Below are 25,908 nucleotides of genomic sequence, written 5' to 3'. Positions count from 1 at the left end.
GACGTTACCCGAACGGGCGCCGGGGGTTCACGGACCGGTCACCGCGTCCGCGGCCACAGCTTCGGGTCGGGGGCGAAGCGGATGCGCAGCTCGCCCTCGCGCAGGCCGGCGCCGTCGACGGTGCAGCGGCGCAGCGCGGAGGGCAGCGGGACGATGCGGCGGAACCGCCCCACCGTGACGACGAGTTCGTCGCCGCGCCGGACGAGGTCGAGTTCGTCGCGTATGGCGCCGGGCAGCGGGATGTGCCAGACGAGCACGCCGTCCTCGCCGAGCCGGTCGGTCACGGGCCACTCGACCGGCGCGAGAGGGGTGTCCCGGTCGACGCCGGGTGCCTCCAGGGCGGTGAGGTCGTCGGCGCCGCGCGGGTCGCGGCCGAGGTGGGCGACGGTCCGGACGGGGTACGACTCCCGCCACTCCTCCAGGGTCTTGCGCTGCTGGGCGACCGGACCGGCCAGCCACGTGTCCGGGGACGCCTCCGGCAGGACGCGGTTGGCGACGACGGCTTCGGTGCGCAGACCGCGCAGGGCGAGGCCCGGGCCGACGGTGCGCAGGGCGTCGGCACCGGCCGGGCCGGGCTCGGCGACCAGTCGTACGACGGTGTCGCGGTCCGCGACGACCGCCTCGACGGCGGCCAGCTCCAGGTCCCAGCGGGCGGCCGTGTCGTACAGCCACTCGGCGGGCATGGGGACGCCGGCGAGCCGGCCCAGGACGGGGCGCAGGGCGCGGGCCGCCTGGCGTTCCGGCGGGAGCAGACGGCGCAGGTAGCGGCGGAGTTCCTCGGGGAGGGCGAGGAGGGCGAGGGCCTGCGGGAGCGGCGGCAGGTCGACGACGAGGAGGTCGTGCCGCTCCGCCAGCGCGGCGTCACGCAGGGCGCGCAGCAGGGCGAGCTCCTCCGCGCCGGGCAGGGGGGTGAGCTCCTCGGGGTCGAGGCGGGAGGCGCCGAGGAGGTCCAGGGCGGAGGAGGCGCGGTCCTGGAGGGCGGCGAGGTCCTTCCGGAAGTCCCGGGCGGGGTCGGGCCGCCAGGCGGTGAGGCGCGGGGCGGCTTCGACCGGGGTGGGGCCGGTGCCGACACCCAGCGCGGCACCGAGGGTGTCGGTGCGGTCGGCGCTGAGAACGAGGGTGCGGCTGCCCTCGCGGGCAGAGGTGAGCGCGGTGGCAGCGGCGAGTGTGGTGCGCCCGCTGCCGCCGGGGCCCATGATCAGGATGGTGCGCATGGGGATGAACGCTAACCCAGACGCCCCTAAGGGGCGCGGGGAACTGCGCGAGCGACCACGACGCGCCCGCACCGAACCATGCTCGGGCGCCCCGGCGGCGCGACTCGATCAGGCAGATTCGACCCTCTTCTTCAATCCCGCCAGCGCCCGGTCGATGATGACCTTCTCCGCCTTGCGCTTGATCATGCCGAGCATGGGGATCTTGACGTCGACCGTCAGCACGTACGTGACCTCCGTACCGCCCGCACCGGCCGGCTTGAGGATGTACGAGCCGTCCAGGGACCGCAGCATCTGGGACTTCACCAGCGTCCAGGACACCTCGTTCTCCCCGGTCCAGGTGTACCCGAGGACCTGGTCGTCCTTGATCGCGCCGGCGTCCATGACGAGGCGGACCTGCTCGGCGCGGCCCTGGGCGTCGGTCTTCAGGACCTCCGCCTCCTTCACCTCGCCGGTCCAGTCCGGGTAGCGGGCGAAATCGGCGATGACCGCCATGACGTCGGCCGGGGCCGCCTCGATGGTGATGCTCGAGCTGGTGTGTTCCGCCATCGCCGTGGCTCCTCCAGATAAGGGCCGGTATGAGGTCGTCGTGCGCACGTGTGTGCAGCGTGAAGGCTACCGCGCACGGGCCCCGCCGATCTCACCCGACCTGGGGCGTCCTCACCATTCCAGCGCCCAGGGCGTCCCGGTCCCCGCGAAGTGCCCCACGTTCACGCACTCGGTGGCCCCGATCCGCATCCTCGGCACCAGCGGTTGGTGCACGTGCCCGAAGAGGGAGTAGCGGGGGCGGGTGCGGCGGATGGCGTCGAGCAGGGCCCGGCTGCCGCGCTCGAAGCGGCGCGCGACGGTGTCGTAGACCAGCTCCGGGACCTCGGGCGGGATGTGCGTGCACAGCACGTCGACCTCGCCCACGGCCTCGATCTTCGCCGCGTACTCCTCGTCGCTGATCTCGTACGGCGTGCGCATCGGGGTGCGCAGGCCGCCGCCCACGAAGCCGAAGACCCGGCCGCCGATCTCGGCGCGCTCGCCGTCGAGGACGGTGATGCCGGGGCCGGCGTACTCCTGCCACAGGGGTGGCATGTCGACGTTGCCGTAGGTCGCGTACGTCGGAGTGGGGAACGCGGCGAACAGCTCCGCGTACTGATTGCGTACCGCCTTCTCGATCACCGCGGCCCGGTCCCCGCCGACGCCGGCCCACAGCCGGGCCCCGAACTCCCGGGCCTCCTCGAAGCGGCGGGCGGTGCGCAGCGCGACGATGCGGTCGGCGTTCTCGACGCCGAACAGGTCGGGGAAGATGCCGCGCGAGTGGTCGGCGTAGTCGAGGAAGAGGACGAGGTCGCCCAGGCAGATCAGGGCGTCGGCACCCTCGCCGGCCCTGGCCAGGTCCCGGGCGTTGCCGTGCACGTCACTCACCACGTGCACGCGCGTCCTGCGGTTTCCGGCTGGTGTGGGTGCCATGACGATCAAGGGTAAGCGTGTGCGGCATAGGTGAACAGTGGCGGCCCTACCTGCGGTTACTGGCCAGTCGTTTAGCGCTTGGACTACTGTGCGCGAAGGAATACCCAACTGTGTGACGCAGCGAACATCTCGACGGGACCCCCTGTCGGAGAAGCCATACCGGCGGGTAACGTCCGGGCAGTCCAGTCGTGCTCTGCATTTCAACAAGTGAATGCCTGAGTACCTGCCCGAGCCTTGGACCGCACCGTCGCAGCACACACCGTCGTGGCGCCGGCGCCCTATGAGGAGCAGCAGTCTTGCGCGAGTTCAGCCTTCCGGCTTTGTACGAGGTCCCTGCGGACGGAAACCTGACCGACATCGTCCGCAGAAACGCCGCGCAGCACCCGGACGTCGCCGTCATCGCCCGCAAGGTCGGCGGCAGCTGGCAGGACGTCACGGCCACCGTCTTCCTCGCCGAGGTGCACACGGCGGCGAAGGGCCTGATCGCCGCCGGTGTCCAGCCGGGCGACCGGGTGGGCCTGATGTCCCGCACCCGTTACGAATGGACGCTGCTGGACTTCGCGATCTGGAGCGCGGGCGCGGTGACCGTGCCGGTCTACGAGACCAGTTCGCCGGAGCAGGTGCAGTGGATCCTCGGCGACTCGGGCGCCACCGCCTGCATCGTGGAGACGGACGCCCACACGGCCGCCGTCGAGTCGGTGCGCGACGGGCTGCCGGCGCTCAAGCACGTCTGGCAGATCGAGGGCGGCGGCCTCGACGAGCTGGGCCGGCTCGGCCAGGACGTCACGGACGAGACGATCGAGGAGCGCAGCTCGATCGCCCGGGCCGACGACCCGGCGACCATCGTCTACACCTCGGGCACGACCGGCCGCCCCAAGGGCTGTGTGCTGACCCACCGCAGCTTCTTCGCCGAGTGCGGCAACATCGTGGAGCGGCTGCGTCCGCTGTTCCGCACGGGCGAGTGTTCGGTGCTCCTCTTCCTGCCGCTCGCGCACGTCTTCGGCCGGCTGGTGCAGATCGCGCCGATGATGGCGCCGATCAAGCTCGGCTGCGTCCCGGACATCAAGAACCTCACCGACGAGCTGGCATCGTTCCGCCCCACGCTGATCCTCGGCGTCCCGCGCGTGTTCGAGAAGGTCTACAACTCGGCGCGCGCGAAGGCCCAGGCCGACGGCAAGGGCAAGATCTTCGACAAGGCCGCCGACACCGCGATCGCCTACAGCAAGGCGCTGGACACCCCGTCGGGACCGTCCCTCGGCCTTCGGATCAAGCACAAGACGTTCGACAAGCTCGTCTACAGCAAGCTCCGCGCGGTCCTCGGCGGCCGAGGCGAGTACGCCATCTCCGGTGGCGCCCCGCTGGGCGAGCGCCTCGGCCACTTCTTCCGCGGCATCGGCTTCACGGTCCTGGAGGGCTACGGCCTGACCGAGTCCTGCGCGGCCACCGCGTTCAACCCCTGGGACCGCCAGAAGATCGGCACGGTCGGCCAGCCGCTGCCCGGCTCGGTGGTCAGGATCGCCGACGACGGCGAGGTGCTGCTGCACGGCGAGCACCTGTTCAAGGAGTACTGGAACAACCCCGGCGCCACCGCTGAGGCACTGGCCGACGGCTGGTTCCACACCGGTGACATCGGCACCCTCGACGAGGACGGCTACCTCCGGATCACCGGCCGCAAGAAGGAGATCATCGTCACGGCGGGCGGCAAGAACGTCGCCCCGGCCGTGATCGAGGACCGCATCCGGGCGCACGCGCTGGTCGCGGAGTGCATGGTGGTGGGCGACGGGCGGCCGTTCGTGGGCGCGCTGGTCACCCTCGACGAGGAGTTCCTGAGCCGTTGGTGCGCGGACCACGGCAAGCCGGAGGGTGCCACCGCGGCGTCGCTGAGCGAGGACCCCGACCTGCTGGCCGCGATCCAGGCGGCGATCGACGACGGCAACGCCGCGGTGTCGAAGGCGGAATCGGTGCGGAAGTTCCGCATTCTGTCCTCCCAGTTCACGGAGGAGTCGGGCCACCTGACTCCCTCACTGAAGCTGAAGCGGAACGTGGTCGTGAAGGACTACGCGCAGGAGATCGAGGCGATCTACGCGAAGTAGCGCGGCCTTCCGCGAGCGCTCATGGCGCGGTGTCCTCGGTGAGGACCCGCGCCATCGTGCGTTCGGCGAGGGCCGTGACGGTCACGAAGGGGTTGACGCCGATCGACCCGGGGACGAGCGAGCCGTCCGTGACGTACAGGCGTGAGTACCCCTTCACCCGGCCGTAGGCGTCCGTCGAACGACCCAGGACGCAGCCGCCCAGCGGGTGGTACGTGAAGTCGTCGGCGAAGACCTTGTTGGACGAGCCGAACAGGTCGTAGCGGTAGATCGTGGCGTTCGCCTTGTTGATCCGGTCGAACAGCTTCTTCGCCATGCCCACCGACACGGCACTCTGCGCGGCGCTCCACCCGAGCCGCACGGCGCCGCTCGCCGAGTCGTACGTGAAGGACGCCCGCTCAGGGTTCTTGGTGATCGCCAGATAGAGGCTGACCCAGTGTTCGAGCCCCATGGGCAGGGGCGCGATCTCGGCGAAGACGGGGTTGTCCGTGTTGGCCCAGTCGTCGATGCCCATGACCGGCATGGTCGACTGGTTCGCGCCGACCGTGTCCCACAGATGGTTGGCCCGGCCCAGCATCACGTTGCCGTTGGTGCCCCAGCCGGTGCCGACGCTCGCGTCCAGCCGGGGCAGTGTGCCCGACTCCCGGGCGCGGACGAGGAGTTCGGTCGTGCCGATGCTGCCGCCGCCGAGGAAGAGGTAGGTGCAGGCGTACTCCTTGGTCGCGACGACGGTGCCGGTGTCGTCGATGCGGTCGGCGGTCAGCAGGTACGTCCCGTCGGCCGCCCTGCTGATCGACGTCACCCGCTCCATGGCGTGGACGGTGACGTTCCCGGTGCCGAGGGCGGAGGCGAGGTACGTCTTGTCGAGGCTGCGCTTGCCCTGGTTGTTGCCGTAGATCACCTCACCCGCGAGCGCGGACTTCGTCGCCGTGCCGGTTGCCTCGCGCTCCATGTGGCCGAAGTCGTAGACGTTGGGCACGAAGGTGGTCTTCAGCCCGGCGTTGTCCGCGTGTTTACGGGAGATCCGGGTGAAGCGGTACCACTCGGTGGACTCGAACCAGGCCGGGTCGACGGTGTTGACGCCGAGCATGGAGCGGGCGCGGGGGAAGTACGTGCGGTACATCTCGTCGGTGTCCACGGTCGGGAACTGCTCGGCGAAGTAGGACCGCGGCGGGGTCACCGCCATGCCGCCGTTGACCAGGGAGCCGCCGCCGACGCCGCGGCCGACGTACACGGACATGTGGTCGTAGTGCACGCGGTCCAGGACGCCCGGGTAGGCGCTGATGTCCTGGTTGACCAGGTCGAGCCAGAGGAAGGTGGCGAGCGGGGCCTCGGTGCGGGTGCGGAACCACATGGAGCGCTGGTCCGGAGTACGGGTGGAACAGAAGACCTTGCCGTCGGGGCCGGGGGTGTTCCAGAGGCGGCCCATCTCCAGGACGAGGGTGCGGATACCGGCCTGGCCGAGGCGGAGGGCGGCGACGGCGCCGCCGTAGCCGGAACCGACGACGACGGCGGGGGCGGATTCGGCCGCGTCCGGCTCGGCGGCCCGGGCGGACTGGAGGCCGATGCGGGTGAAGCCGAGGGTGGCGGCGGTCTGCAGGGCCGCCATGCCCAGGATCTGACGTCTTGTCAGCTGACGCTGCATCAGGTTTGATGTCATGTGCGCAGCATCGGCGGATTATTTGGTTCCGCCAACAGCCTCGCGCCCGTGGAGGGGCGGGACTCCTACAGCAAGTCTTCCAGCCGCTCCGCGAGAAGGTCCCAGCGCCACTTCTCCTCGACCCACTCGCGGCCCCGCTCGCCCATCCTGCGGCGCAGCTCGGCGTCACCGAGGAGCGTGACGATGCGGTCGGCAGCCTCCTGCGGGGAGCCGCCCCTCACCACCCAGCCCGTCTCCCCGTCGAGCACCGCGTCCGGCGCCCCGCCCGAGTCTCCGGCCACCACCGGCAGCCCGGTCGCCGAGGCCTCCAGGTAGACGATGCCGAGGCCCTCGACGTCGAGGCCGCCCCGACGGGTGCGGCACGGCATGGCGAAGACGTCACCGGCGCCGTAGTGCGCGGGCAGCTCCGACCAGGGCACCGGGCCCGTGAAGCGGACGGAACCCGCGACGCCGGTGTCCTGGGCCAGCTTGCGGAGGTCCTTCTCGTACGGGCCGCCCCCGACGATCAGCAGCACGGCGTCCGGCTCGGCGGCCAGGACGCGGGGCATGGCCCGGATCAGGGTGTCCTGGCCCTTGCGCCGCACCAGCCGGGAGACGCACACCACCACCGGGCGGTCCGCCAGCCCCAGCCGCGCCCGCACCTCGTCGCCGCCCGACCCGGGATGGAACGTCTTCTCGTCCACGCCCGGCGGCAGCTGCACCATGCGCGAGGCCGCCTGAGGCGTCAGCGCGGTGGCGATCCGCGAGCGGGTGTACTCGCCGAGGTAGGTGATCGTGTCCGTGGAGTCCCCGATACGGCGCAGCAGCTGCCGGGCCGCGGGCAGCTGGGCCCAGCCGGCCTCGTGCCCGTGCGTGGTGGCCACCAGCCGCTCGGCGCCCGCGTCGCGCAGCGCCGGTGCCATCAGGCCGAGCGGCGCCGCCGCCCCGAACCACACCGATGTGCACCCGTGCTCCCGCAGCAGCCCGACGGCCCGCCGGGTGACCCTCGGTGTGGGCAGCAGCATGGTCGTACGGTCCCGTACGACGGTGAAGGGCTGCTCGGCGTCGAAGGCCGCGGTCGCCTCGACGCCCTCCCGGCTCCGCTTCCAGGTCGACGCGTAGACGACCAGCCGCTGCGGGTCCAGGCGCAGCGCCATGTTGTGCAGAAACGCCTGGATGCCGCCCGGCCGGGGCGGGAAGTCGTTCGTCACGATCAGGGTCTTGCGCACGCCGCCGACCCTACCGAACCGCACCTCCCGGCCGTTCGCCCCGGCACCTGTGGCACGCTCACAGCTGTCGGGGCCATCATGGCTCCTTCGACACGGCACGCGGACGGGCAGGGATCAGGTGAGGACGACGGGCGCGAGGCGGTCCCTGGCATGGCTGCTGGTGACGTGGTGCCTCACGAGGCTGGTGCTGCTGCTGTTCGTGCTGAAGGTGTTCGTCTTCCCCGGCCCGGACGTGACGAGCGACGTGTCCGTGATCTACCAGGGCTGGTACGGCACCCTGCGGACCGGGACGTTCCCCCAGCACGACGTCACCTGGCAGTACCCGCCCGCCGCCGCGCTGGCCATCCTCTCCCCCGGCCTGCTGCCCCTGCTGGACTACGCGACCGCCTTCTTCGTCCTGGTCTGCGTCACGGACCTGGCCGTCCTGGCCCTGCTGACGTACGCGGGCCGACGCCCCGGCAGGTCGCTGCGCGGCGCCTGGGTGTGGGGGGTGGGCGTGCCCCTCCTCGGGCCGACGGTGTACGCGCGCTACGACGTCATGGTCACGGCCGTGGCGGTGGCCGCGCTGCTCGCGGGCGCCCGGCACCCCAAGGCGATGGGGGCCCTGGCCGCGTTCGGCGCCCTGCTGAAGGTCTGGCCTGCCATGATCCTGCTGGCCGCCCGCCGGCGCGCCGCCTGGGTGTCGGCGCTGCTGACGGGCATCGCGGTCGCCGGCGGATTCGCCCTGCTCATGCCGGGCGGCTTCGCCTTCCTGACCTCCCAGCGCGACCGGGGCACCGAAGTGGAGTCGCTGGGCGCGCTGGTCTTCCACGTCGCCCGGCACTTCGGCTGGCGGGGCGAGGTGCGGCTGAACTACGGCTCGATCGAGTTCCTCGGGCCGTACGTGAGCGAGGTGAGCACGGCCGCGCTGTTCCTGACGGGGGCCGCCTTCGGCTGGCTCGTGCTGTGGCGGCTGCTGGCCCGGCGTTTCGAGGAGCACACGCTCGCCGACGCGGCCTTCGTGGCGGTGCTGATGTTCACCACCACCAGCCGGGTGATCAGCCCCCAGTACATGGTGTGGCTGGTCGGCCTCGCGGCGGTGTGCCTGTACTTCCCCGCGAGCCGGATGCGGGCGCCGGTCGTCCTGGTCCTGCTCGCCTGCTTCGTGACGGTCCTGGAGTTCCCGCTCTACTTCGGCAACGTGGTGGCCAGCGACGGCCTCGGCCTCACCCTGCTGTTCCTCCGCAACGGCCTCCTGGTGGCCGCCACGCTCCTCGCGGCCCGCACCCTGTGGCGCGCGACGGTACCCCGCACGCTCCCCGCCCCGGCGCCCACTCGGCCCGCCCGCACGGACGAGACACCGGTCACCTCCTGAACGGCAGCCCGTCGCGGCGGCACGCCGTCAGCCGAGCTGCTCCCGCAGATACTCCTGCCACAACCCCGTGAACTCCCCCCGCGTCACCCCGAGCACCTCCCGCATCGCGTCCTCCACCGCCCCGGCCCGCTTCCGGTGCTCCCCGACGGCTCGGTAGAAGTCGTCCAGCCGGGACTCGCCCCATCGGTCGGCGATGAGCCGGCAGGCCGTCCAGCCGCTCTCGTAGGCGCGGGCCAGGCGGCTCGCGTCGCCGGTGAAGGCGAAGTCCTCGTCCGCCGGCAGGCCGGCCGGGATGCGGCCCTGCGTGACCGCGCGGGACAGTTCGGGGGCGGCCTCGCGCGGGGTGCGGCCGGTGGCGCGGTAGCCGACCCAGTCGGCGTAGCCCTCGGACAACCAGAGGGGGGTGGCGGCGGTGGTGTGGCGGCGGGTCGCGACATGGGTCGTCTCGTGGGTGACGACCACCTGCTCGCCGAGACCGCCGAGGAGGGCGAAGGCGTCCGGGTTGACGATGACGCGGTCCGCCGCCGACCGTGCCGGAGCGCCCGTCTCGCCGGTGGTGACCGCCGCGATCCCCCGGTAGGAGGAGGCGGGCGAGCCGAGCAGCGCCGCCATCCCCTCCAGTGACTTCGGCACGAGCACGACGAGACTCCGGCCCCAGTCCGTGCCCCACGCCCGCGACACCTCGGGCACCGCGCGGTCGGCCAGCTCCGCGTACTCCCGCAGCGACCGGCCGGACTGCCCGACGCCGAGGACGAGGCTGTGCTCGCCGCGGACCGCCTGCACCGCCCCCTGGTCCCACAGCTGCTGCGCGGACTTCTTCGCGGGCCGGTCGGAGTCCACGGACCACCGCCCGTCCGCGTCGCGGCTCAGCCGCAGGGTGCGGCCGGCGGTCACCGGCGCCCGGTCGTATCCGGCGACGCGGTAGCGCAGTTCGGCGTCGGCGGTGGCCGTGTCCCCGGTGCGCCGCAGACCGGTCACGCGGTACGACCAGCCATCCAGCGGCACCGCGCGCAGATCGGCGTACTGCGGTCCCCCGCCCGTCCGCGCGTAGGCCCGCTCGTCGTGGTCGAGGACCGCGGCGGCCCGGCGGTCGAGGAGCCGCTGGACGTCGACGGTGGCGGGGTCCGCGGCGGACCGGCCGCCGCATCCGGTCAGGAAGACGAGCAGCAGAACGAGCGCCACCACCGGGGATCCCGACCTCTCACCAGCCACCTTCCCGATCGTACGGGCGCCGGGCCGCGCTGGTCAGACCCTGGTGACCGACGAGATGGGCATCATGCCGACCGGGTCGTAGCGCACGGGCGCGCCGGGATGGGGCGCGTGGATGACCTGGCCGTTGCCCATGTACATCCCTACATGGCTGGCGTCGCCCCGGTAGACGACCAGGTCGCCGGGGCGCGCCTCGGAGAGCGGGACCTGCCGGCCGGCGTACCGCTGGGCCTGCGAGGTGCGCGGGATGGCGACCCCGGCCTGCGCGTACGACCACTGCATCAGGCCCGAACAGTCGAAGCCGGAGGGGCCGTTGGCGCCCCAGACGTAGGGCCTGCCGAGGGCGGCACGGGCGGCCGCGACGGCGGCGGCCCCGCGCGCCGAGGCGGCGGTGGCGTCTCCGAGCCAGGGCATGCCGTACCGGCCGGAGCGGGAGGCACGGCCGTAGGCCTCGCGCTCGGACTCCGGCAGGGAGTTGAGCAGCAGCCGGGCCGCCGCGAGCTTCCGCTCGACGGTCCTCTTGTGGGCGGAGACGGCCTTGCGGCTCTTCACCAGTTCGCGGAGCTTGCCCGCCGCCTCCTCGCGGTCCTGGGCGAGTTCGCGCATGGCCTCCTGGAGCTTCCTCAGCTCACGGGCCTGGTGGGCGGTGAACCGGTCGAGCCGGGAGGCCCTGTCGAGGTACTCGCCGGGGTCGTCGGAGAGCAGCAGGGCGAGGGTCGGGTCGAGACCGCCCGACCGGTACTGCGCACCGGCCAGCGAACCGAGCGACTCCCGCATGGAGTTGATGCGCTGCTGCTGCCGGGCGATCCGGTCCCGGGCGGAGCCGGTCTCCTCGCGCAGGGCGTCGGCGCGCTCGTCGGCCTCGTTGTAGGCCTCGGTCGCCTTCTCGGCCTGCTCGTAGAGGCGGTCCACCTCGGCCCGGGTGTCGTCGTGCGGTGCGGCCGCGGACGGTAGCGCGCCGAGGGCGGTGACCGCGACGGACAGGATGCTGACCGCGGCACCGGCGCCACGGTCGAACCCGGACGGTGCAAGGCGGCGATGGGACCCCACGGGAAGCCGCTCTCCTTCCGCTGGCGGACATGGAAACGCGGCAGACAGTAGCCCCGCGGCGGGGGACCGCCAACGACCATCCGTGGGTACACAGCGCGACGCCCCGCCACTGACGCAGGTCACTGGCGGGGCGTGGCCTCAGGTGAGGTCGGCGTGATTCGCCCGAACGGCGGACACCGTGTCCTGATCTTGAGGACTCCGGGGACCGGTGCGGTTCGTCAGACGCGGACGCCGAACATGAACGGGCCGCCGATGGTGCCCATCGACTCGTAGCGGACGACCGTGCCGGTGCGCGGGGCGTGGATGATCTGCCCGTTGCCGGCGTAGAGGCCCACGTGGTGCAGGTCGTTGAAGAAGAAGACCAGGTCGCCGACCTTGAGCTGGCTGGTCGAGTAGATCTTGGTGCCGATCTGGGCCTGCGCCTCGGAGGTGCGCGGGATCTGCACGCCGGCCGCGGCGTACGCCCGGGAGGTGAGGCCGGAGCAGTCGTAGGAGCTCGTGCCGGTGGCGCCGTAGACGTAGGGCTTGCCGAGCTGGCTCTGCGCGAAGGCGTAGGCCGCGGCGGCCCGGCCGGAGCCCGGCGGGACGTTGTCGGAGATGGCGTCGCGCTCGCTGTCCCGGCTGGCGCGTTCCTGCTCGGCGGCGAGGGCCTGCTTCTCGGCGGCGGTGAGGCTGTTGAGCAGCTTCTGCGCGGAGGAGAGCTTGCCCTGGACTTCCGTCTTCTTCTTGCCGAGCTCGGCGCGGGTGGAGGCGAGGTCCTTGAGCTTCTCGGAGGCCTCGGCGCGGTCCTGGGCGAGTTCGCGCTGCTTCTCCTGGACCTTCTTCAGCGCCTCGACCTGCTGGCTGCTCAACTGGTCGAGCGTGGAGGCCTTGTCGAGGTAGCTGTCCGGGTCCGAGGAGAGGAAGAGCTGGACGGACGGGTCGATGGAGCCGGTGCGGTACTGCGACGCGGCCGCGAGACCCAGGCTGTCGCGCAGCTCGTTGAGCTCCTCCTGGCCGCGGGCGACGTTGTCCTGGATGGTGGAGATCTCCTTCTGGAGCTTCTCCTGCTTCTCCTTGGCCCCGTTGTACTTCTCGGTGGCCTGCTCCGCCTCTTCGTAGAGCTTGTCGACCTTGGCCTTGACCTCGTCCTTGCTCGGCTTCTCGCTGGGTGCGGCATTGGCGGCCTGCGAGCTGAAGGCGACGGCAGCGGCAGCGGCGGTGGTCAGCACGGTGACACGTGCGCGGCTCGGCTGCTTCGGACGACGGTGGGACGCCACGGGTGACTAGCTCCTTCTTGGCCCCTCCGCCGTCGCTCCCGATGAGCGATCACCCGAGCAGGAGGTTCGGGGCCTGACCCTAGTGACCTTCCTGTGATCAGTTCAAATCCTCAGATGAAAAATTGCGTCACAGTGAGCCAACTTTTCCCCTGGACTCACAGGCCGTGAGCCCCACTTGACGCAACGTGGCCCACATGTCTCACCAATAGGGGCATCACGCCCGGAGGTTACGCATCGCCCGTACGGTTCCTAGGCTCGCGAAAGGCGCTTGAGGAGCATCGCCGAGGCCACGGGGCGGGCGCCCGCCCTGGCCACGCCGTCGGCGACCTCGCGGTCCGTCGAGGCCACGATGACGGGCCTGCCAGGGGGTTCGGCACGCACCAGCTGGCGGATCAGCTCGTCGGCGGTGACGCCCGGCTTCGAGAACAGCACCCGGACCCCGCGGGGCGGCGCCAGCAGCACCGGTGCGACCAGTTCGGCCCCGTCGAAGACGCACGTCACCTCGGCGCCGCTCTGCGCCGCCAGCTGCGAGAGCTGCCCGAGCAGCCGCAGCCGCTGCTTCTCCAGTGGCATTTGCGGATAACCCGTTTTGGTGACGTTGTAACCGTCGACGACGAGGTGTGCCTGCGGCAGCGCCAGCAGCTGGTCGAGGACCTGCGGGTCGTCCTCGGAGAGCGCGCGGGCGGCGATGTCCTTCGGGGTCATCCTCCCCGGCTCGACGGCGTCCACGGTCTCGGCGGGCCGCACCGACACCGGCGGCAGCGCCAGTTCGCGCCGGAGCCCCTGGGTGGCGTCGAGCAGGGTGTCCAGCAGCAGCCGCACCCGCATGTCCTCGACGCTGCGGCCCTCGCGCGCCGCCCGCCGCGTGGCCTCCAGAGCGGCCTCGGTCTCCCCCAGCCGGGCCTTGAGCCGCCGGGCCTCGCTCTCGGCGGCGGACACCTGGGCATGCCCCTCGGCGCGTACGGCCTCGGTCTCGCGGTGCGCCTTGCGCAGGGCCGCCTCGCCGCGCTTGACGTCGCTGACGGCGGCGCGGAGCTTGCGGTGCAGCGCCTCGGTCTCCTTCTTGGCCGAATCCAGCTCCGCGCGCAGCCGCTCGGTCTCGGCCCTGGTGTGTTCGCGGGCCCGCTCCAGCTCGGCGCGCAACCGCTCCAGCTCGGCCCGGCTCTCCTCGTCGGCGCGCTCGGCGTCGGCCCGCTGGGCCTCCTCGCCGGCGGCGGTCACCAGCTTCACCCAGCCGAGGGGCCGCAGTACGTAGGCCGCGGCCGCCACGTCGAGCGGGTCCGCGGCCGGGGGCGGGGAGCCTGAGTCGAGAGCGCCGGTCAGCTCCGGCTGGGTCTCTCTGAGCTTCTCCCCGATGCGCTGGCGGAACAGCGGATCGGTCTCCAGCGCGGCCGCCATCGCGTTGCCGGCGAACTTGGTCCGGCGGTTCGGAGCGAACCGGGCGTACTGCCGGAGTTGCGCGGGCAGCTCGCCGACCGTCAGCGAGCCGAAGCCGTCGGAGACGATCTGCACGACCCTGCGGCGCACACCGTCGGGCAGCGGACGGTCGAGCACCTCAGCGGCGCCGTCGCCCGGCCCCCCGCCTGTGGTCTCCGCCATCCGTCACACCCCAATGCCTGTGCGGGGCCAGCTCCCCTCAGGAGCCGGCGCCCGGCCTGTCCACGAGTTCCACCTGGTCCACCGCGTTGCACCAGCGGCAGCGCACCGACTCGATGGTCTCACTGAGCACCTCGCGCTCCTCGACCTTCGGCTCTCCGGCCAGGTCGAGGTGGACGTACTCGACGACCTTCGACGAGCGGGTCACGTCGAACCGCGTGAGGTTGCCGCAGAGGGTGCAGCGCCACCGCGTCTCGGCGGTCGGCAGGGGAACCGTCATCGTGACCTGTTCTCTTTCCTTCTAGTGTCCGTGACGCCACCGGCATCCCCGGTGCGTGTGGCTCGTAACCCTACGGCCTGCCGGGTCGTCGCCGCCCACGCGTCCACGGCGGCGAGGCGGTCTGGGCTGTTGCGTCCGGTTACGTCATGCTCTGTATTCATGATCAGCAAGTGGAGTGCGTCCCTCGTCCGGGCCGGCCGAGCGGTCAGGGGGTCGTCGGCGCCGGTGACGTACTCACTGATCGCCCTGTGCTGCGTGCTCTTCCTGGCCGGCCCCGCCGCGGGCCTGAACCCGGCCTATGGCACGGGCGACGACCTGCTCGCCGCCCAGCGGGCCTGCTTCCGTCGCTGGGGCGTGATCCCCGCAGAACTGTTCGAAGGGTCCGCCGCATCGGCACTGACCCCCGCGACCGCGCTCTTCGTCCACGGCAGCTGGGTGCACCTGCTCGGCAACATGCTCTTCCTCTACGTCTTCGGGGCGATGACCGAGGAGCGGATGGGCCGGGTTCAGTTCATCCTGTTCTACGTCGGCTGCGGCTACCTGGCCCTGCTGGGCTACGCCGTCGCCAACGCGGACTCCGAGCAGTCCCTGGTGGGGGCGTCGGGGGCGATCTCGGCGGTCCTCGGTGCATTCCTGTACCTGTTCCCCAGGGCCCGGGTGACCAGTCTCCTGCCGTTTCTCTTCTTTCTGCCGGTGCGCTTCCCGGCCTGGGTGGTGCTGCCCTTCTGGGCGGCGCTGCAGTGGCTGGCGGCGGGGCGGGCCTCGGACGGCCCGGGCGTGGCCTACCTCGCCCACCTGATCGGATTCGGTCTGGGCTTCGGCTACGCGTCGCTCCGCTACGGCCGCCCGACCAGCCCCACTAGAGTGAAGGCCGCCCCTGCTCCGGCCTCCGAGGGAGAGAACAAACCGTGATCACCGCGATCGTCCTCATCAAGACCAGCGTGGACCGGATCCCCGAGATCGCGGAGTCGATCGCCGCGCTGGACAGCGTCAGCGAGGTCTTCTCCGTCACCGGCACCTACGACCTCATCGCGATGGTCCGGGTGCGGCAGCACGAGGACCTGGCCGAGGTCATCCCCGGCCGGATCAGCAAGATCCCCGGCGTCGAGGGCACGGACACGCACGTGGCGTTCCGTACCTACTCGCAGCACGACCTGGAGGCGGCGTTCTCGATCGGGCTGGACAGCTAGGCCCTGTCGTTCGGCTACCGACTCACGCCGACGTGTCCGGGACGCAACGGCCGTCCTCGGTGCGGTAGTTCCACCGCGCGCCGTCCTGGACCAGCTCCCGCACGGCGTCGACGAACCGCTCGACGTGCTCGTCGGGCGTGCCCGCGCCGAAGCTCACCCGGATCGCGTTGAGGGACTTCTCGCCGGGGGCCGCCTCCGGTGCGCCGCACTCGCCCTGGGTCTGCGGGTCGCTGCCCAGCAGCGTCCGCAGGAGGGGGTGGGCGCAGAAGAGCCCGTCCCGCACCCCGATGCCGTACTCGGCGGAGAGGGCGGCGGCGAAGTGGGAGCTGTTCCAGCCCTCGACGACGAAGGAGAGCACACCGACCCGCGGGGCGTCGTCGCCGAAGAGGGAGAGGATCCGGACCTCCGGCACCCCGGCCAGGCCCGCCCGCACCTTCTCGATCAGGTACTGCTCCCGCGCGACCAGCTGGTCGAATCCGGCCTCGGTGAGCGCCGCGCAGGCGGAGGCGATGGAGTAGGCGCCGATGACGTTCGGCGATCCGGCCTCGTGGCGGGCGGCGGTCTCGTGCCACTCCACGTCCACTCCCCCGTCCGTGCGCCGGGCGACCTTGCGGCTGGCGCCGCCGCCCGCCAGGTACGGCTCGGCCTCGCGCAGCCAGTCGGCACGCCCGGCCAGGACGCCGGAGCCGAAGGGCGCGTACAGCTTGTGCCCGGAGAAGGCGACCCAGTCGACGTCGAGGTCCGCGACGGACACGGGGTGGTGCGGGGCCAGCTGGGCGGCGTCGAGCACGATCCGGGCGCCATGGGCGTGCGCGGCCGCCGCCAGTTCCTGTACGGGCCACAGCTCGCCGGTGACGTTCGAGGCGCCGGTGACGCAGACGAGGGCCGGTCCGTGAGGCTCCCGGTCGGCGAGGGCGCGCTCCAGGGTCTCGACCGCCTCGCGGGGGCTGCTCGGGGCGTCGAGGTAGGTGACCCGGGCGTTCCGCCAGGGCAGCAGCGAGGCGTGGTGCTCGGTCTCGAAGACGAAGACCTGGCAGCCGGCCGGAAGCGCGTCGGCGAGCAGGTTGAGGGAGTCGGTGGTGGACCGGGTGAACACGACCTGGTCGCCGTCCCGGCAGCCGAGGAACTCCGCGACCGTCCGGCGGGCGTTCTCGAACAGGTCGGTCGACAGCTGGGACAGGTACCCGGCACCACGGTGGACGCTGCCGTAGTACGGGGCGTAGGCGGCGACGTCGTCCCAGACCCGCTGGAGGGCCGGGGCGCTGGCGGCGTAGTCGAGCGCGGCGTAGGTGACCTCGCCTCCGGTGACGAGCGGCACGGTGACGTCCCGTCCCAGAACGGGCAGCGGGGCACAAACGGACTGGTCGGCGGCGACGGTGGAGACAGACATGGGTGAACTCCCGTGAAGGCAGGTGGAATCCGCCCGCGAGCCGGTACGGCGGTACGCGTACGGCTACCAGCGGGGGTGAAAGGAAAAGGGGGTGCGGAGGCGGGGCTCTGCGGCCCTATCGCATTCGCTGGTTCACGGGAAACTCCTCGTCACGCGCTTGCCACAGACCTCGCTGCCTGCAGCCCGGTCTTCACCCGGGGCACCCCGCCACGGACGGAGGGTTGCCGGACAGTCGGCCGGGGCCTCATGACTGTCACTCATGACCTGCTCAGGAACCTACGGGAAAAGATCGGCGCCCCGCAACCCGAGTCCGGATCGCGGGACGCCGAGGGTTTTGCTACGCGTTGCTCGCGGCCACCCAGCGCTCCAGCGTGCGCTTCGCCGCCCCGGAGTCGATCGACTCGGCGGCCTTCGCCATCCCGGCCGCGATCTGCTCGGCCAGCGGCGTCCGCGCCGGCTCCAGCGCCACCAGCGCCGCCGCCGAGTTCAGCAGGACCGCGTCGCGCACCGGGCCGGTCTCGCCGTCCAGCAGGCGGCGGGCGACCTCCGCGTTGTACGAGGCGTCCGCACCGCGCAGGGCCTCCACGGGGACCAGTTCGATGCCCACGTCGCGCGGGTCGAAGGACTCCTCGGTCACCTTGCCGTCGCGGACGACCCACACCCGGGAGGTGGCCGTGGTGGTGAGTTCGTCGAGACCGTCGTCGCCGCGGAAGACCAACGACGAGTGGCCGCGCTCGGCGAAGACGCCCGCGACGATGGGTGCCATGCGCGGGTCCGCGACCCCGACGGCCTGGGCGCGCACCTTGGCGGGGTTGGTCAGCGGACCGAGGACGTTGAAGATCGTCCGGATGCCCAACTGGCCACGGGCGGCGCCCACGTACCGCATCGCCGGGTGGAACTTCGCCGCGAAGCAGAAGGTGATCCCGGCCTCCTCGGCGACGGCGGCCACCCGCGGTGTCGGCAGTTCCAGATTGACGCCGAGCTTCTCCAGGACGTCCGAGGCCCCTGACGCCGACGACGCGGCCCGGTTGCCGTGCTTGACGACCTTCGCGCCGGTGCCGGCGATGACGATCGCGGACATCGTGGAGATGTTGACGGTCTTGGCTCCGTCGCCGCCGGTGCCGACGATGTCGACGGTCGGACCCGGCACCTCGATGACGTTCGCGTGCTCGTACATCGCCCGGACGAACCCGGCGATCTCCTCGACCGTCTCGCCCTTGGCGCGCAGCGCCACCACGAACCCGGCGATCTGCGCGTCCGTGGCCTCCCCGCGCATGATGAGGTCCATGGCCCAGGCGGTGTCGTCGGCGGTCAGGTCGCGGCGGTCCAGCAGGCCGTTCAGCAGGGCCGGCCAGGTGCGGCCCGCCGCGGTGTCGCCTCCAGCGGGGGTCACAGCGCTCATAAGCCGCTCCTGGGTCGTCGTACGTCACGTAAAAGCTGTGGTCTCACCCTATCCAGCCCGGGACACCACGAAGGGCCCCGTCCGAACACCGGACGGGGCCCCCTCTGTGGCGTGGCGAAGCAGTGATCAGTGGTGGCCGTGGCCGCTCGTGATCTCCCGGTACTCCTCGGCGGTGGGCTTCGGGATCTGGGCGCCCTCGCCGTAGTAGGACTCGCTGAGCTTGGCGCGCAGCTTCTCGGAGCCCTTCACCTTGCGCTCGACACCGTTCTCGTCGACCGTCGGGCCGATCTCGACCGGCTTGTACTGCTCGTGCGCGGTGAGCGTGTACATCTGCTCCTGGCTGAGCGGCTCGTGCACCTCGATGAACTCACCGTGCGGCAGGCGCTTGATGATGCCCGACTCGCGGCCGTGCAGCACCTTCTCCTTGTCCCGGCGCTGCAGGCCGAGGCAGATGCGCTTGGTGATGATGAAGGCGATGACCGGCCCGGCGAAGAACCCGATCCGGACGAACCAGGTGACCGAGTTGATCGACAGGTGGAAGTGGGTGGCGACGATGTCGTTGCCACCGCCGATCAGCATGATGATGTACGCGGTGACCCAGGCGACGCCGAAGCCCGTGCGCGTCGGGGCGTTGCGCGGCCGGTCCAGGATGTGGTGCTCGCGCTTGTCCCCGGTGACCCACGACTCGATGAACGGGTAGAGGGCGATCATGCCGAGGAAGAGACCGAAGACCACCAGCGGGATGAACACACCGAGGACGAGTGTGTGACCCCAGAGGTTGATCTCCCAGCCCGGCATCGCGCGGATCAGACCCTCGGCGAAGCCCATGTACCAGTCGGGCTGGGCACCGGTCGACACCTGGTCGGGCCGGTACGGGCCCAGGACCCAGATCGGGTTGATGGTCGCGAGGCCGGCGAGGGCCGCGATGAAACCGAAGACCAGGAAGAAGAAGCCTCCGGCCTTGGCCATGTAGACCGGCAGCAGCGGCATGCCGACGACGTTCTTGTTGGTCCGGCCGGGACCCGCGAACTGGGTGTGCTTGTGGTAGAAGACCAGGATCAGGTGGCCGACCACGAGCCCGAGCATGATGCCCGGCAGCAGCAGGATGTGGATCGAGTAGAACCGGGCGACGAAGTCGGTGCCCGGGAACTCCCCGCCGAACAGGAACATCGAGATGTACGTGCCGACGATCGGCACGGACAGGATCGCGCCCTGCGTGAAGCGGACACCGGTGCCGGAGAGCAGGTCGTCCGGGAGCGAGTAGCCGGTGAAGCCGGTGAACATGCCCAGGACGAACAGCAGGAAGCCGAACAGCCAGTTGATCTCACGCGGCTTGCGGAACGCGCCGGTGAAGAAGACGCGCATCATGTGCACGAACATGCCGGCGAGGAAGATGATCGCCGCCCAGTGGTGGATCTGCCGGATGAGCAGACCGCCGCGGACGTCGAAGCTGATGTCCAGGGTGGAGGCGAACGCCTCCGACATCAGCTGCCCCTGGAGCGGGACGTAGCTGCCGTGGTACTCCACCTCGTTCATCGACGGGTGGAAGAACAGCGTCAGGTACACACCCGTCAGGATGATGATGATGAAGCTGTAGAGGCAGATCTCACCCAGCATGAAGGACCAGTGGTCCGGGAAGATCTTGCGCATGTTGGCCTTGGCCAGGGAGTAGATCCCGAGGCGGCCGTCGGCCCAGTCGGCGACCCGCTCTCCGGCGGGCGCCTTGCGGCGTGTCTGTGCAGTGCTCATCCGCGCTCCCAGAAAGCAGGGCCGACGGGCTCTTCGAAGTCGCTGAGCGCCTCGAGGTAGCCCTCCTCGTTCACGCCGATGCGGAGCTGCGGCAGGGCGTGACCGGCGGGACCGAAGATCACTCGGGCACCGTCGGAGAGGTCGAAGGTGGACTGGTGGCAGGGGCAGAGCACGTGGTGCGTCTGCTGCTCGTACAGGGAGATCGGGCAGCCGACGTGGGTGCAGATCTTCGAGTACGCGACGATGCCCTGGTGCGACCACTCGAGCTCGCGCTTGTCCTTGATGTTCTCCGGCTGGATCCGGACGATCATCAGGGCGGCCTTGGCGATCTCGTTCTGGAAGTCGTGGTCGTGCTCCTCCAGGCCCTCGGGCTTGGCGAAGGTCAGCGAGCCGACCGCGACGTCCGCCGGGCGCAGCGGCTCGTTCGTGTTCATGTTGACGAGCAGCTTGCCCTTGGACCACAGCGTGTGGCGCAGCTTGTCCTCGGGCAGCGGGCCGAGGTCGCGCAGCAGCACGACGCCGGAGAGCGGCACCAGCGTGAGCGCGCCGAACATGGTGTTGCGGATCAGCTTGCGGCGGCCGATCGCGGACTCCTTGGCGCCCTGCTTGAAGTCCGCGAAGACCTTCTCGCGGACCTCGGGCTCCGCCTCGATCGGGTGCCGCTCGTCGGCGATCTCCACGTCCGACATCAGGGTGCGGGCCCAGTGGACGGCGCCCGCGCCGATGCAGAACAGGGCGATGCCGAGCGTCAGGCCCAGCGCGAGGTTCAGCGCGCTGATGTGGCCCAGCGGGAAGATGAAGACCGACTTGTCGACCGGGATCGCCACGAACGAGGCGATGAAGGCGACGGTGGCCAGCATCGACACCGTGAACAGGAAGGCGACCGAGCGCTCGGACCGCTTGGCGGCCCGCTCGTCGATGTCCTGGATCCGGTGCTCGTGGGGAGGCAGGCCCGGGTCGGCGAAGGGGTGCTTGTCGTCCGCGGGGCTCACCGCGCCGTGCCCGTGCTCGTCGTGTCCTGCGGACTGTTCGGCGGGCAGGTTCTCTTCTGGAATGTCTTGGCTACTCATGACTTCTTGGCCTTTGCGGTCCGGGCGGCGACCCACACGGCGACGGCGATCAGCCCGCCGAGACCGAAGATCCAGCCGAACAGGCCCTCGCTGACCGGCCCGAGGCCGCCGAGCTCGAGACCGCCGGGGCTCTCGGACTTGCTGCTGTTGACCGCGTCCAGGTACGCGATGATGTCCTTCTTGTTCTTCTCCGACAGCGTGGTGTCGGGGAAGGACGGCATGTTCTGCGGGCCGGTCTGCATGGCCTCGTAGATGTGCTTCGGGTCGACACCCTCGAGGGACGGCGCGTACTTGCCGTGCGTCAGCGCACCGCCCTTGCCGGTGAAGTTGTGGCACTGCGCGCAGTTGGTGCGGAACAGCTCACCGCCCTTGGCGATGTCGGCGCCCTCGGGGCCGTACTGCTGCTCCGTCGGGACGGCCGGACCGGCGCCCAGCGAGGCGATGTAGGCCGCGAGCTGGTCGATCTCGGCCTGGCTGTAGATGTTCTTCTTCTTCGGGACCTGCGGACCCTGGGAGGTGGCGGCCGGCATACGGCCCGTACCCACCTGGAAGTCGACTGCCGCGGCGCCGACACCCACCAGGCTCGGCCCGTCGGAGGTGCCCTGACCGCCGGTGCCGTGGCAACTGGCGCAGCCGACCGAGTAGAGCTTCTTGCCCTCCTCGATGGTGAGGGACTGGGCGGTTTCGTCGGCCTCAGCCTTGCTCGTGGGTGCGAACACGGCGTACAGCCCCCCGCTGAAGAGCAGAGCGAGGAGTAGGACGACGACCGCCGCCAACGGGTGGCGTCGTCGTGCGGAGAGCTTTTTCACGGATTACCCCGGTGTCAGGATCTTCTGCGTCGATGCTTCTGGGATGCGTGCCACGTCGGGCGCGCGGGCGGGCCCGGCTACTTGATCATGTAGATCGTGGCGAAGAGGCCGATCCAGACGACGTCGACGAAGTGCCAGTAGTAGGACACGACGATCGCGGCCGTCGCCTGCTCGTGGGTGAACCTGCTGGCCGCGTAGGTCCGGCCGAGGACCAGCAGGAAGGCGATGAGACCGCCTGTCACGTGCAGGCCGTGGAAGCCGGTGGTCAGGTAGAACACCGAGCCGTACGGATCGGAGGACAGGGACAGGCCCGCGTCCTTGACCAGCTCCGTGTACTCGAAGACCTGACCGCCGATGAAGATCGCACCCATCACGAACGTGACGATGAACCACATCCGCAGCTTCTTCACGTCACCGCGCTCGGCGGCGAAGACGCCGAGCTGGCAGGTGAGCGAGGAGAGCACCAGGATGGTGGTGTTCGTCGCCGAGAACGGGAAGTTGAGATGGGCAGCCATCTCCTTCCAGTGATCGGGACCCGTCACCGATCGCAGGGTGAAGTACATCGCGAAGAGGGCCGCGAAGAACATCAGCTCGGAACTCAACCAGATGATGGTTCCGACGCTGGTGAGGTTCGGCCGATTGACCGACGGGTGCGCGTGCCCGGTTTCTACTGTCGTTGCTGTCGCCACGACCGACATTATGTCGGTCGCTTATCCCGCCCTCACTCCGGGGGGTGCCGTTCGGAGTGTCTGAGCCGGTCGTACCGGTGTTGACGTGGTGTTCAAGGGAGTAGCATCCGCCCCACGGGCCTGTCCTTACGACGCTGACGTCACGGAGGAACAATGCAGCCGACCGCCACGGTGCTGGTCTACAGCGACGACTCCAACACCCGCGAGCAGGTGCGGCTCGCGACCGGCCGACGGCCGGCTCCGGACGTTCCTGTGGTGGAGTTCGTGGAGTGCGCGACTCCGGCCGCGGTGCTCAAGGAGCTGGACCGGGGTGGGATCGACGTCTGTGTGCTGGACGGTGAGGCCGTGCCCATGGGGGGGATGGGGGTCTGCCGGCAGATCAAGGACGAGGTGTTCCGGTGTCCGCCGGTGTTGCTGCTGATCGGGCGGCCGCAGGATGCGTGGCTGGCGACGTGGAGCCGGGCGGAGGCGGCGGTGACGTTGCCGGTGGAGCCGGTGGAGTTCGCCTCCGCGTTGGCTTCCCTGCTGCGGGAGAAGGCTGCGTTGAACGCCTAGGGGCTCGGGACCGCACGTGGTTGCGCGTGTGCGGGTGCGTGGGGGCTGGTCGCGCGGTTCCCCGCGCCCCTTGCGGTCAGACGCTCTGAGGGCGTAGGCGGGCTCTGTCCGCCGGGGTGGGGCCGTTGGGGGTGCCGTCGGTGAGGGCGCTGCCGGTACGCCATTTCGCCCAGTCGAGGTTCCAGTCGCCGAAGCCGTTGCCGAAGGGGGCCATCGTCTCGCCGCCGGAGTTCACGACCTGGACGATGTCGCCCTCGCGGACGGTGTCGTAGAACCACGCGGCGTTCTCGGTGCTCATGCCGGTGCAGCCGTGGCTGACGTTGGCGAAGCCCTGGGAGCCGGTGGACCAGGGGGCGGCGTGGACGTACTCGCCGCTGTTGGTGACCCGGACGGAGTGGTGCACGATCAGGTCGTAGAAGTCCGAGGAGCCGATGCTGGCGCTGGTCATACGGACGGTGCCCTCCTTGGCGAGGACGACCTTGACGCCGTTGCGGGTGTCGTAGCCGGGCTTGCCCGTGGTGACCGGTATCTGCCGTATGACCTCGTCGTTCTTGTAGACGGTCATCTGGTGGGCCGCGGCGTCCGTGACGGCTATGAGCTTGTCGGCGGTGCTGATCGTCAGCGGCTTCGCCTTGCCGCCCCACATCCGGTCGCCGATCTTTATGCCCGCGAGGTTGCTGCGGACCTGCACGGTGGCATGAGCGGGCCAGTACTCCTGCGGGCGGTAGTGCAGCGTCTTGTCGTCCACCCAGTGCCAGGCGCCGTCGACGGCGGGCGTGGAGGAGACCTTGAGCGCATTCTCGACGACGGCCCGCTGGGCCCTGTCCTTGACGGGCTGGCTCAGCGCGGCCGTGATGGGCTGGCCGACGCCGTAGGTGCCCTTCTTGGGGCCGAAGGTGACGTCCAGGCGCTTCTGGGTGGTCGGCTTGCCGGTGTCGAAGGCGAGGACCTTGCGGCCCGGTGCCCCGTCCTCGTCCTCGGTGCTCACGCGGACGGTGTAACTGGCGTTGGCGGCGAGCGGTGAGGTGCTGTGCCAGCGGCCGCCATCGGCGGCGAGTTCGCCGGCCACGTAGCGTCCGTCGGCGTCGTAGGCCGTGACGTCCGTGATGCGCCCGTCGGAGTCCTCGGCGACCACTTCCAGGGGCTTGTCCGGGTCGGCCTTCTTGCGGCCCTCCGAGGGGGCGTTCACGGAGATCTGGTCCGCCGCGTCGTAGGGGCGGTGGGAGAGCGGGTTGCCGTCGGAGCCGCAGGCGGTGACGCCCGCGCAGAGGGCTGTCACCAGCAGCGTGCAGCTGACGGCGGTGCGGGGGCGGGAGATCACTGGGTGGCTCATGACCTCACGCTAGGAAGCCGCGTCAAGGGCGGCACGCCAGGAGACTACGAACGGGTGACACGCATTGCGGCAAAAGCACGGGCCCGGACGCTCCCTGCGGAGTGTCCGGGCCCTGAAGCGCTCGGCTCGTGCTACTGGGTGCGGTTCTCACCGCGGTAGTACTCGAAGACCCAGCCCCAGACGGCGACCAGGATGACCGGCAGCGAGAAGTACATCAGCCACCAGCCGATGGCGACCGACAGGAAGGCGAGGGCACCACCGATGCCCAGGAAGAACGGCTGCCAGCTGTGCGGGCTGAAGAACCCGACCTCGCCGGCGTCGTCGGCGACGTCCGCCTCCTTGTTGTCCTGTGCGCCGACGTCCACCCGCTTGGCCGTGAAGCCGAGGTAGAAGCCGATCATGATGCACAGGCCGAAGGCCAGGAAGAGGGCCGTGGTACCGGCCGGCTCCTTCGACCACACGCCATAGACGACCGCCATGGCGAGGACGAAGACGCTCAGCCACATGAACATCTTGCCCTGGATCTTCACTTGCCGGCCTCCTTGCCACCAGCGATGGCCTTCTCGCCGTGACCGGTGTTCTCGAGCTGGTCGAGAGCCGCGATCTCCGGGTGGTGCAGATCGAACGCCGGGGATTCACTGCGGATCCGCGGCATGGTGATGAAGTTGTGCCGCGGCGGCGGGCAGGAGGTCGCCCACTCCAGGGAGCGGCCGTAGCCCCACGGGTCGTCGACGCCGACCGGCTTGCCGTACTTGGCCGTCTTCCACACGTTGTAGAAGAACGGCAGGATCGACATGCCGAGCAGGAACGAGCTGATCGTCGAGATCGTGTTCAGCGCGGTGAAGCCGTCGGCCGCCAGGTAGTCGGCGTAACGACGCGGCATGCCCTCGGCGCCCAGCCAGTGCTGGACCAGGAACGTGCCGTGGAAGCCGATGAACAGCGTCCAGAAGGTGATCTTGCCGAGGGTCTCGTCCAGCATCTTGCCGGTCCACTTCGGCCACCAGAAGTGGAAGCCGGAGAACATCGCGAAGACCACGGTGCCGAAGACGACGTAGTGGAAGTGGGCCACCACGAAGTACGAGTCGGAGACGTGGAAGTCCATCGGCGGCGAGGCCAGGATGACACCGGTCAGACCACCGAAGGTGAAGGTGATCAGGAAGCCGGTCGCCCACAGCATCGGTGTCTCGAAGGACAGCGAGCCCTTCCACATGGTGCCGATCCAGTTGAAGAACTTCACACCGGTCGGGACCGCGATCAGGAAGGTCATGAAGGAGAAGAACGGCAGCAGCACACCGCCGGTGACGTACATGTGGTGCGCCCACACCGTCACGGACAGACCCGCGATC

General features: G+C 70.4%; 24 protein-coding genes and 1 riboswitch. Of the genes, 5 read left to right on the top strand and 19 right to left on the bottom strand.

The genetic code is table 11. From position 1 onward, the window contains the following. Positions 1-38: 38 nt before the first annotated feature. From ABEA82_RS32345 to ABEA82_RS32335, 3 genes are all read right to left on the bottom strand, one after another. Positions 39-1,214, bottom strand: a complete 1,176-nt coding sequence (locus ABEA82_RS32345) for an ArsA family ATPase (protein WP_345665278.1) — start codon at positions 1,212-1,214, stop codon at positions 39-41. A gap of 108 nt (positions 1,215-1,322) precedes the next feature. Further along, complete coding sequence (locus ABEA82_RS32340) at positions 1,323-1,760, bottom strand: SRPBCC family protein (protein ID WP_003989665.1); 438 nt, start codon at positions 1,758-1,760, stop codon at positions 1,323-1,325. Between the two features lie 111 nt (positions 1,761-1,871). Beyond that, positions 1,872-2,669: a metallophosphoesterase family protein gene (locus ABEA82_RS32335; RefSeq protein ID WP_345665277.1), complete on the bottom strand. Its 798-nt coding sequence runs from the start codon at positions 2,667-2,669 to the stop codon at positions 1,872-1,874. Positions 2,670-2,965: 296 nt separating this feature from the next. On the opposite strand from ABEA82_RS32335, the gene ABEA82_RS32330 reads away from it, so the two are divergent. After that, positions 2,966-4,762, top strand: a complete 1,797-nt coding sequence (locus ABEA82_RS32330) for an AMP-dependent synthetase/ligase (protein ID WP_345665276.1) — start codon at positions 2,966-2,968, stop codon at positions 4,760-4,762. A gap of 19 nt (positions 4,763-4,781) precedes the next feature. On the opposite strand, the gene ABEA82_RS32325 is transcribed toward ABEA82_RS32330, so the two are convergent. After that, positions 4,782-6,419: a GMC oxidoreductase gene (locus ABEA82_RS32325; RefSeq protein ID WP_486389422.1), complete on the bottom strand. Its 1,638-nt coding sequence runs from the start codon at positions 6,417-6,419 to the stop codon at positions 4,782-4,784. A gap of 65 nt (positions 6,420-6,484) precedes the next feature. After that, the gene (locus tag ABEA82_RS32320) at positions 6,485-7,627 is read right to left on the bottom strand and encodes a glycosyltransferase family 4 protein (protein WP_345665275.1); all 1,143 of its coding nucleotides are present in this window, start codon (positions 7,625-7,627) and stop codon (positions 6,485-6,487) included. Positions 7,628-7,745: 118 nt separating this feature from the next. On the opposite strand from ABEA82_RS32320, the gene ABEA82_RS32315 reads away from it, so the two are divergent. Then, positions 7,746-8,981: a glycosyltransferase 87 family protein gene (locus ABEA82_RS32315; RefSeq protein ID WP_345665274.1), complete on the top strand. Its 1,236-nt coding sequence runs from the start codon at positions 7,746-7,748 to the stop codon at positions 8,979-8,981. 27 nt (positions 8,982-9,008) lie between these two features. On the opposite strand, the gene ABEA82_RS32310 is transcribed toward ABEA82_RS32315, so the two are convergent. The 5 genes from ABEA82_RS32310 to ABEA82_RS32290 all read right to left on the bottom strand — a co-directional run bounded on the left by ABEA82_RS32310 (position 9,009) and on the right by ABEA82_RS32290 (position 14,375). Next, positions 9,009-10,193 carry a hypothetical protein gene (locus tag ABEA82_RS32310; protein ID WP_345665273.1) on the bottom strand — a complete coding sequence of 395 codons (1,185 nt, stop codon included), beginning with the start codon at positions 10,191-10,193 and terminating at the stop codon, positions 9,009-9,011. A 33-nt stretch (positions 10,194-10,226) separates the two neighbouring features. Next, a complete protein-coding gene (locus ABEA82_RS32305) occupies positions 10,227-11,240 on the bottom strand; it encodes a C40 family peptidase (RefSeq protein ID WP_345665272.1) in 1,014 nt (337 codons plus the stop codon). A 218-nt stretch (positions 11,241-11,458) separates the two neighbouring features. After that, positions 11,459-12,499: a C40 family peptidase gene (locus tag ABEA82_RS32300; RefSeq protein WP_345665271.1), complete on the bottom strand. Its 1,041-nt coding sequence runs from the start codon at positions 12,497-12,499 to the stop codon at positions 11,459-11,461. Positions 12,500-12,748: 249 nt separating this feature from the next. After that, the gene (locus ABEA82_RS32295) at positions 12,749-14,098 is read right to left on the bottom strand and encodes an NYN domain-containing protein (RefSeq protein ID WP_345665270.1); all 1,350 of its coding nucleotides are present in this window, start codon (positions 14,096-14,098) and stop codon (positions 12,749-12,751) included. A 37-nt stretch (positions 14,099-14,135) separates the two neighbouring features. Next, positions 14,136-14,375 (bottom strand): hypothetical protein, encoded by a 240-nt coding sequence (locus ABEA82_RS32290; protein WP_003989675.1) that lies wholly within the window; start codon positions 14,373-14,375, stop codon positions 14,136-14,138. A gap of 159 nt (positions 14,376-14,534) precedes the next feature. Between ABEA82_RS32290 and ABEA82_RS32285 the strand changes: the two genes are divergently transcribed. Then, positions 14,535-15,287 (top strand): rhomboid family intramembrane serine protease, encoded by a 753-nt coding sequence (locus ABEA82_RS32285; RefSeq protein WP_345665269.1) that lies wholly within the window; start codon positions 14,535-14,537, stop codon positions 15,285-15,287. Continuing rightward, a complete protein-coding gene (locus ABEA82_RS32280; RefSeq protein ID WP_003989677.1) occupies positions 15,284-15,565 on the top strand; it encodes an Lrp/AsnC family transcriptional regulator in 282 nt (93 codons plus the stop codon). Before ABEA82_RS32285 ends, ABEA82_RS32280 begins: the two co-directional genes overlap by 4 nt. Before the next feature lie 22 nt (positions 15,566-15,587). Here ABEA82_RS32280 and ABEA82_RS32275 read toward each other — a convergent pair whose 3' ends face one another. From ABEA82_RS32275 to ctaE, 6 genes are all read right to left on the bottom strand, one after another. Then, complete coding sequence (locus ABEA82_RS32275; RefSeq protein WP_345665268.1) at positions 15,588-16,955, bottom strand: aminotransferase class V-fold PLP-dependent enzyme; 1,368 nt, start codon at positions 16,953-16,955, stop codon at positions 15,588-15,590. Positions 16,956-17,103: 148 nt separating this feature from the next. Beyond that, positions 17,104-17,220, bottom strand: a riboswitch (SAM riboswitch). 72 nt (positions 17,221-17,292) lie between these two features. Continuing rightward, positions 17,293-18,357, bottom strand: coding sequence for an anthranilate phosphoribosyltransferase (gene trpD, locus ABEA82_RS32270; protein WP_345665267.1), 1,065 nt, complete (start codon positions 18,355-18,357; stop codon positions 17,293-17,295). A gap of 126 nt (positions 18,358-18,483) precedes the next feature. Further along, positions 18,484-20,106, bottom strand: a complete 1,623-nt coding sequence (gene qcrB / locus ABEA82_RS32265; protein ID WP_345665266.1) for a cytochrome bc1 complex cytochrome b subunit — start codon at positions 20,104-20,106, stop codon at positions 18,484-18,486. Next, a complete protein-coding gene (gene qcrA / locus ABEA82_RS32260) occupies positions 20,103-21,176 on the bottom strand; it encodes a cytochrome bc1 complex Rieske iron-sulfur subunit (RefSeq protein WP_345665265.1) in 1,074 nt (357 codons plus the stop codon). The genes qcrB and qcrA overlap by 4 nt, the downstream gene beginning before the upstream one ends. Next, positions 21,173-21,985 carry a cytochrome bc1 complex diheme cytochrome c subunit gene (gene qcrC, locus ABEA82_RS32255; RefSeq protein ID WP_345665264.1) on the bottom strand — a complete coding sequence of 271 codons (813 nt, stop codon included), beginning with the start codon at positions 21,983-21,985 and terminating at the stop codon, positions 21,173-21,175. The genes qcrA and qcrC overlap by 4 nt, the downstream gene beginning before the upstream one ends. Positions 21,986-22,062: 77 nt before the next feature. After that, a complete protein-coding gene (gene ctaE, locus ABEA82_RS32250; RefSeq protein ID WP_003989683.1) occupies positions 22,063-22,683 on the bottom strand; it encodes an aa3-type cytochrome oxidase subunit III in 621 nt (206 codons plus the stop codon). 144 nt (positions 22,684-22,827) lie between these two features. On the opposite strand from ctaE, the gene ABEA82_RS32245 reads away from it, so the two are divergent. Continuing rightward, positions 22,828-23,229 carry a response regulator gene (locus ABEA82_RS32245; RefSeq protein WP_345665263.1) on the top strand — a complete coding sequence of 134 codons (402 nt, stop codon included), beginning with the start codon at positions 22,828-22,830 and terminating at the stop codon, positions 23,227-23,229. A 76-nt stretch (positions 23,230-23,305) separates the two neighbouring features. Here ABEA82_RS32245 and ABEA82_RS32240 read toward each other — a convergent pair whose 3' ends face one another. The 3 genes from ABEA82_RS32240 to ABEA82_RS32230 form a co-directional block, all read right to left on the bottom strand. Then, entirely contained in the window at positions 23,306-24,562 is a 1,257-nt protein-coding gene (locus ABEA82_RS32240) for a L,D-transpeptidase (protein WP_345665262.1), read from the bottom strand. Positions 24,563-24,693: 131 nt separating this feature from the next. Then, positions 24,694-25,092: a cytochrome c oxidase subunit 4 gene (locus ABEA82_RS32235; protein ID WP_345665261.1), complete on the bottom strand. Its 399-nt coding sequence runs from the start codon at positions 25,090-25,092 to the stop codon at positions 24,694-24,696. Continuing rightward, positions 25,089-25,908 (bottom strand): cytochrome c oxidase subunit I (locus tag ABEA82_RS32230; RefSeq protein ID WP_345665260.1); only part of this gene is annotated, 820 nt, incomplete at its 5' end. The genes ABEA82_RS32235 and ABEA82_RS32230, both read right to left, overlap by 4 nt.

The sequence above is a fragment of the Streptomyces venetus genome, from assembly GCF_039540295.1.
GTDB classification, from domain to species: Bacteria; Actinomycetota; Actinomycetes; order Streptomycetales; family Streptomycetaceae; genus Streptomyces; species Streptomyces venetus.
This window is presented reverse-complemented; position numbering and strand designations above follow the sequence as displayed.